Origin of the sequence: Protofrankia sp. Cas3, assembly GCF_963555955.1 — a bacterium.
Taxonomy (GTDB): domain Bacteria; phylum Actinomycetota; class Actinomycetes; order Frankiales; family Frankiaceae; genus Protofrankia.
This window is the reverse complement of sequence record NZ_CAUVXP010000230.1, coordinates 1-6,602: the sequence shown is the minus strand read 5'-3', so window position 1 is coordinate 6,602 and position 6,602 is coordinate 1. Positions and strand designations below refer to the sequence as shown.

Below are 6,602 nucleotides of genomic sequence, written 5' to 3'. Positions count from 1 at the left end.
TCGGTGGCGACCGCGTCCAGCCCGGCGAGGACGGGATGCTCCCGGCCCGGGCGGGCGGTGGCGGCGGCGCTCTGCATAGATCAACGATAACCCGAAATGCCCACAAAGTCGAACATTTGTTCGTACAGGATGTGCATATCGGCCCGACCACCGCTGGATCCGTGTCTGTGGGGTGGAGCACACGGCCCGTCCCTTTCCCGCGTCAACCGCCAGAATATTCGGCGACGTTTCATCGAGCCCGCCGTGGAAACTGTCGGAGGCGACCGCTACCGTCCGATCCATGCGAGGCGCTACAGCGTCTGACGTGTCTACAGGAGGTGGTTGTCATGGCCGAGTTCATGTCCTATCCGGCGGGGACTCCGTGCTGGGTGGATCTCGGTAGCCCCGACCTCGAGGCGTCCAGGTCCTTCTACAGCGGCCTGCTCGGCTGGGAGGCGCAGGAGGTACCGGACCCGGGGGCGGGCGGTTACACGATGTTTACGCTCCGCGGCAAGCTGGTCGCAGGTCTGGGCCCGCTGTTCGGCGAGGGGCAGCCCCCGACCTGGAACACCTACATCAGCGTTGATGATGTGGACAAGACGGCGGAGGCGGTTCTCGGTGCCGGCGGGCGGGTGCTCGCCGGGCCGATGGACGTCATGGAGGCGGGCCGCATGGCGGTGTTCACCGATCCGGCGGGTGCGGCCGTGTCGGTGTGGCAGCCGGGGGAGGTCAAGGGCGCCGAGTTGGCGAACGAGCCCGGCGCGTTCTGCTGGAACGAGTTGGACACGCGCGACCTGTCCGCGGCGAAGGCGTTCTACCCGGCGGTGTTCGGTTGGGCGGTGGACGACTCCGGGGCGCAGGGCGGCCCGATGGAGTACTACGGGTGGAAGCGTGACGGCGAGACGATCGCCGGGATGATGCCCATGCCACCGAACATCCCCGCTGAGGTCCCGTCGTTCTGGTTGACCTATTTCGCGGTCACCGACACCGACGCAGCGGTCACCGAGGCACAGGCGCTCGGCGGGTCGCTCCTGATGCCGCCGATGGACATTCCAACCGGCCGGTTTGCGGTGCTCGCCGGCCCACACCGGGAGACATTCGGAATCATCAGGCTCGCCTGACCGGTACGAGTCTGTTTGAAAACTTTCGTTCGACCAGCGAGCTGCGACGCAGGCTCCCCGGCGATCGACACAGTCGATCGCCGGGGAGCGCGCCGGTCAGCCGGCCGGCGCGGTCAGCTGTGCCTCCCGATGCCGAGCGAGCATGGCGGCGATGCCTCGCTTGTCCGCCTTGCTGCTGGGCAGGAACGGGATGTCCTCCTCGGCGACGACCTTCACCACCGTGGGCACCTTGAAGGGGGAGATCGCCTTCCGCTTCGGTTCGGACTACCCCCACACCGACGGCCTGGCCGAGCCCGTCACCTTCACCGAGTCCTTGACGAGTTTCGACCAGGATGGGGTTCGCAAGATCATGCACGACAACGCCCATGGGCTGTTCAGCCCCCGCGCCGCTCGCTGAGCGCCGGGCGCTTTTACGTGTCGTGCCGGATGGCCCGGGCATCCACGCGTTCGGTGGGGTCGAGCCATTCGCTGTAGATGAACTGGACCTCGATGTGCTCGGTCATGGCTTCCGCAACCCTGCGCTCCTCGCCAGCCTCGATCAGGTCGCAGATCTTCTCATGGGACTCGAGCCTCTTCAGCTTCTCCGGCCGGCTGAGCAAGGCGCCCCGCGCGGTCTTGGCCTCGGCCCAGGACCGTTCATGGACGAGCCAGATCGATTCCAAGATCCCGGCCACGAGCGTGAGCGTCTCGTTGCCACACCGCTGCACCAACGTCTCGTGAAACGCGGCCATGGTCTCGTTGAAGGCCAGCTCATCGCCGTCGATGAGCCGGCGAGAGGCACCGTTGACCTTGCGCAGCTCGGATACCACCGTCGTCTTACGGTCCGGGCGACGCGCGCACAACATCGCACACACCGGCTCGAGAAGGGACATGCCCTCGAACACATCGCGCAACTGCGTGCCTCGACTACGCAGCACCAGGGCCACGATGTAGGCAGCGGTCTTCGCGTCGGGACGGTGGACCACGGCGCCGCCGATGCTGCCGCGTTGAACGGTGATGAGCCCCTCGGACTCCAGGACGCGCAGGGCCTCGCGCATCGAGGGCCCGCTGACGCCGAAGTCCTTGAGCAGAACATCCAGGCGTGGCAGGCGATCGCCGTCCGCCAGGTCGCCGGTGACAATGAGCTCGCGGATGCGATCCGCCACGATATCGGCGACCCGATTGACGCGGACACGGCCCTTGGCAAGGGATACCGGACGATCGCTCATGAGACCACGTCACAACGTCTGGACACTGAGCTACTTGCCCCCTGTCTCTATTAGCTGAGGCTCAGAACACCAGTCGAGCTTCAGGACACCAGCCGAGGCTCAGGACCGGGTGAAAACGGGCTTCTCCTTGGCGAGGAAAGCCTCGGCGGCGATTCGGTTGTCGTTCGTGAACTGGGTGAGGTTCTCGAAGGCGGAAGCCCGATCGATGACGGCAGCGGCGGTCACCTTGAGGCCGGCATTGATGGCGGCCTTGGTGTACTTGATAGCGCCGGACGCGCCGGACGCGAGACGCTGCGCCATGGCGTCGACGAGCGCATCGAGCTGGTCGTCGGGAACGGCCTCGGGCGTCGCGTAGACGAAGTCGCCGCACATGGCCAGGATCCAGTTGAGATCGCCGCCCCCCGAGAACGCGCCGGCGGCACCGGTGAGGACGACGACATCGCACGAATCGTCGATGTCGAGATCGGCGCGAATTCCTCGTGGAGCTCGTGATGGATTGCGTTCTTCACCTCGGGACGGTTGATCGTGACCGTCACAATCCCGCCGTCCTGCGTGACCTCGAGGTGCCGGTACCGCGAGTAGTCCATCAAACCCCTCTTTGTGTCCGTGGCCGGTGCTCGTCGCCGGGACTGAAACGGTGGTCCCCGTCAGGTCCGCCAACCACGGGTTCGCCGGTAAGCAGCCCAGATCTTTAAATCGTTACTATACTATAGCATTATCAGCGAGATGGCCCGGCGCGGGAAGGGAACGCACATGGAGCTCGAGGGCGTCACCAAGGCCGATGGCTGATCTGCCGGCCTTCCCGCTCGTCACGTTGGGCCCGAAGGACGAGCCACGCCCACCACGGCCACTACTTCGTGGTCCTCTGCTGAAAGGCACCGGCCGGCGACGACAGGCACGGCGGCCTGAGCCAACTCATCGTCGACATGTCCTCGCCCGGCGTCGCCGTCAACATCGAGCGGCTCCGCTGCGCGGCCCCCGTGCTCGCGGGCGCCCGCGGCCGCCCGGTCGCCGACGTGGCGGCGCTCGCCGACCTGCTCGTCCGGGTCGGGGCGCTCGTCGAGCACGGTGACGTCGCCGAGCTCGACCTGAACCCCGTCGTGGTGCACGACGCAGGGAAGGGCGTCACCGTCCTCGACGCATGGATCGTGTTGCGCGCCCGTTAGGCCGAGCCTGTGAGGCCGCGTCCGGTGGACACGGCCTCGTGCACGTCGGCCTAACGCACGTCGTCGGCCCGGACTTTGTCCTTCACCGCGGGGACGACCGGGAGAGTGTCGCTCCACTTCGCGATGCCGGCATCCTCTTTGGCGATCGGCAACTTGTCCTCGTTCACCCCGGCCCAGTGTGCGTGGTTCAGCTGGTGGAGCGTGAAGCAGGCGTTCAGCGCGGTGTGGAAGCCCATGTTGTCGACCGTCTGATTCACCGCCTCCTTGACCAGCAGCGCCGTCATCGTGGGGAGCTGGGCGATGCGGCGGGCGAACTCCAGCGTGCGTTCGGCGAGCTCGTCGACTCCGAACACCTTGCCGACCATCCCGAGGGCGTGGGCTTCGTGCGCGTCGATGCAGTCGCCGGTGAGCATGAGCTCCTTGGTCTTGCGGGGTCCGAACTCCCAGGGGTGGGCGAAGTACTCGACGCCGCACATCCCCAGGCGAGTGCCGACGACATCGGCGAAGCGGGCGTTCTCTGCGCTCACGATGAGATCACATGCCCACATGCCCACATGCCCACATGCCCACATGCCCACATGCCCACATGAGCATGAGCCCGGCGGCGTACACATCACCCTGGACCTGGGCGATGGTGATTTTCCGCAGGTTCCGCCACCGTCGGGTGTTGTCGAAGAAGTAGTGCCATTCCTGCAGCATCTGCCGCTCCGCGCCGACACGGGTGCCGCGGTTGATCTGCCAACTGGGGTGTTGGTCAGGCCCGGGCGCTCGCTCGGCGAGCACGACCTTCGAGCCCATGTCGTGGCCGGACGAGAACATCGGACCCATATCGCCCCACTTCGTGGGTCTCGCAGGTCACGGGCGTGCCGTTCCTCGTTGATCTCACCGTTTCGCCGTAATGGATCTTCTGGCGGGCGGTTCCCGGATCGAACGCCGGAACGGCAACGACCCGGGGTCGGTGCTCCAACACCCACCCCGGGTCTTGATCCCCGACCCTGCATGCACAGGAGTCAGACCTACATCCGCCAGTAGCGCTTCCGGAGATCGTCAACGGATTCTCGACTTGATCGACATCGGGTCCGGGACCATGCTTCGCGTGGCCGTAGACCTCAACGTCGGTCGAGTCGCAGTCCAGCGTCGGGCGGTGGGTGACGAGCTCGGCGCGCCGCTGCGCCGGCAGGAAGCCCATCATCTGCCCGGCGATCCCGGCCAGGCCGGTCTCGATCCCGGCGAGCTGGCTGGGCCCGAACCGTTCCGCGAGCCGGGCCGCGGTCCGGGACGGGGCGAACGGCACCGGCGCGAGCCGCGCCCCCGCCGCATCCGCCCGCGACCGGCCCAGCCCGGCCAGCGACGACTCGCCCGCGAGCTGACTGGTCGCCATCCCGACGAGTAACTCCGCGCCGCTGAGCCCCCGGTCCCGCTGCTTGATCGGCCCGATCCACTCGTCGAGCGTCCCGACGATGTCGAGCCGGTCGACGAGCTCGGTCACCACGACCAGCCCCGCCGCCCCCGTCACCGTCGGATCCGGCGACCCGATCCGCACTCGCTCCCGCCGGCGCGGCACCGCCCCGCGGCCTGATCCCCACGACGACCCCATCCGGGGCGCTGGCTTCCGTGACGACTCGGCGCTGGGTATCGTGACCACCTGACGGGTGCCTTTCGCCTGGGATTCTCGGTTTGGTGTGGTAACCCCGATTTTCCCTGTGCGACAGGCACTCGCCCACTGTCTACAGCCAACATCCGGCCAACCCTGCGGCCCTACTGGCGGATGTACTAAAGGGAATCTAAGTAGCTGGACTCCGGCAGGCCCGTGACCTGCGCAGATGCATTTTCTCGGGTCCAGTAACCAGGATTCCCATTAGTAGGTCTGAGGGGACGGGGGTACAGCAATGTGCCCCCGCTACCCGACACGGCTGATCTTCAGGGTCTTATCGCGCCTGCGGGCCAGATGACGGTGACTGGGATGTTCTTAGCGTGCGCGTAGTCGATCACATCGGCTGTCCCGCCGGGTCCTCGGCTTGGTTGTCCATCCCACACTGCGATCAGTTGATCAACCTTGTCGACCAGTAAGCGGCTGGCCTGCATGTGGGCGTCGGAGTTCGACTCGTGGAAGGCCAGGCGGTAGATCTTGTCTGCCTGGTTCTAGAGCTGGTCGTATGCGGAATGGTGCTCAGCCGGGAGGTTATCGCGGTAAGTGGTTGCGGGAACGATCACGACCAGTCGACTGCCCATCTCCGAGACGACTTCGGCGAATATGGTGTCCGCGCTATCTTACCACTTTCGTCGGCGGATAGGCGCCGCTCGAGCATCCGCCACGCCAGTCGCAGCCACATAGAGATCACTGTGGCTGTAGTATTAGGAGTACCAGATCAGCTCTGGGGCGAGAACGTGGTCGCGGCCGTCGTCCCCGCCACCCGAACACGAACTCATCGACTTCAGCCGTACCCACATCGCCAGCTTCAAGAAACCCAAACAGATCATCTACCTCGACGCCCTGCCCAAAAACGCCTACGGCAAAGTACTGCGGCGCGAGGCACGCAAACTCGTGCTGCCGACGGACCTGCGCCCGGAGGTCTCCGCCCGGCAGGAGGCAAGCGCGCCGTAGCCGGGTCTGGTCGGATGTCCGCGCATTCGGCGGAGTCCACTTCCGGACAGGCCCGGATTCCGGACTCCCCTACCGGTCGGTGACCTGTACCTGCTACCGTTCCGCTCAATCTGACCGAAGGGTTGACCGTGACGGAGGACGCTCGGGGTGAACCGCTGATCATCATGGCGGGCGTCGAGAAATCGTTTGGTGGTTTCCGTGCACTCCACGAGATCAACCTCACTGTGCACAGCGGTGAGGTGGTCGTTGTCATCGGCCCTTCGGGATCGGGTAAGTCGACACTGTGCAGGTGTATCAACCGCCTGGAGACCGTGGACGCCGGTCAGATCATGATTGGCGGGGAGCGACTGCCCGACGAGGGGCGTGCCCTCGCGCGGTTACGCGCCGAAGTGGGCATGGTCTTCCAGTCGTTCAACCTGTTTGCGCACAAGACCGCGTTGGAGAACGTCACTCTCGGGCCGATCAAGGTCAAGAGAATCCCGCGGGAAGCGGCCGAGCGTCAGGGCCGGGAACTACTCGACCG

8 protein-coding genes and 1 pseudogene are annotated in these 6,602 nt (G+C 65.9%); 4 read left to right on the top strand and 5 right to left on the bottom strand.

Annotated features, from left to right (window positions below; genetic code table 11):
- Nucleotides 1-326 precede the first annotated feature (326 nt).
- A complete protein-coding gene (locus U9983_RS25870) occupies nt 327-1,100 on the top strand; it encodes a VOC family protein (protein WP_322756511.1) in 774 nt (257 codons plus the stop codon).
- A gap of 96 nt (nt 1,101-1,196) precedes the next feature.
- Here U9983_RS25870 and U9983_RS25865 read toward each other — a convergent pair whose 3' ends face one another.
- Nucleotides 1,197-1,319, bottom strand: coding sequence for a hypothetical protein (locus U9983_RS25865; protein WP_322756510.1), 123 nt, complete (start codon nt 1,317-1,319; stop codon nt 1,197-1,199).
- A 1-nt stretch (nt 1,320) separates the two neighbouring features.
- Between U9983_RS25865 and U9983_RS25860 the strand changes: the two genes are divergently transcribed.
- Nucleotides 1,321-1,497 (top strand): hypothetical protein, encoded by a 177-nt coding sequence (locus U9983_RS25860; protein WP_322756509.1) that lies wholly within the window; start codon nt 1,321-1,323, stop codon nt 1,495-1,497.
- A 13-nt stretch (nt 1,498-1,510) separates the two neighbouring features.
- On the opposite strand, the gene U9983_RS25855 is transcribed toward U9983_RS25860, so the two are convergent.
- Nucleotides 1,511-2,308 carry a FadR/GntR family transcriptional regulator gene (locus U9983_RS25855; RefSeq protein WP_322756508.1) on the bottom strand — a complete coding sequence of 266 codons (798 nt, stop codon included), beginning with the start codon at nt 2,306-2,308 and terminating at the stop codon, nt 1,511-1,513.
- 99 nt (nt 2,309-2,407) lie between these two features.
- Nucleotides 2,408-2,680: a hypothetical protein gene (locus U9983_RS25850; protein WP_322756507.1), complete on the bottom strand. Its 273-nt coding sequence runs from the start codon at nt 2,678-2,680 to the stop codon at nt 2,408-2,410.
- 554 nt (nt 2,681-3,234) lie between these two features.
- On the opposite strand from U9983_RS25850, the gene U9983_RS25845 reads away from it, so the two are divergent.
- Nucleotides 3,235-3,474: an acetate--CoA ligase family protein gene (locus U9983_RS25845; protein ID WP_322756506.1), complete on the top strand. Its 240-nt coding sequence runs from the start codon at nt 3,235-3,237 to the stop codon at nt 3,472-3,474.
- Nucleotides 3,475-3,524: 50 nt separating this feature from the next.
- On the opposite strand, the pseudogene U9983_RS28165 reads toward U9983_RS25845, so the two are convergent.
- Together U9983_RS28165 and U9983_RS25830 are read right to left on the bottom strand one after the other, a co-directional pair.
- Nucleotides 3,525-4,299 (bottom strand): annotated as a pseudogene (locus U9983_RS28165) (enoyl-CoA hydratase-related protein); the annotation flags it as partial.
- On the bottom strand, nt 4,229-4,990 hold the full coding sequence (locus U9983_RS25830; RefSeq protein ID WP_322756503.1) for a hypothetical protein: 762 nt from the start codon (nt 4,988-4,990) through the stop codon (nt 4,229-4,231). The gene U9983_RS25830 and the pseudogene U9983_RS28165, both read right to left, overlap by 71 nt.
- Nucleotides 4,991-6,207: 1,217 nt before the next feature.
- Between U9983_RS25830 and U9983_RS25825 the strand changes: the two genes are divergently transcribed.
- On the top strand, nt 6,208-6,602 hold a 395-nt coding region (locus tag U9983_RS25825; protein WP_416211547.1), incomplete at its 3' end, for an ATP-binding cassette domain-containing protein.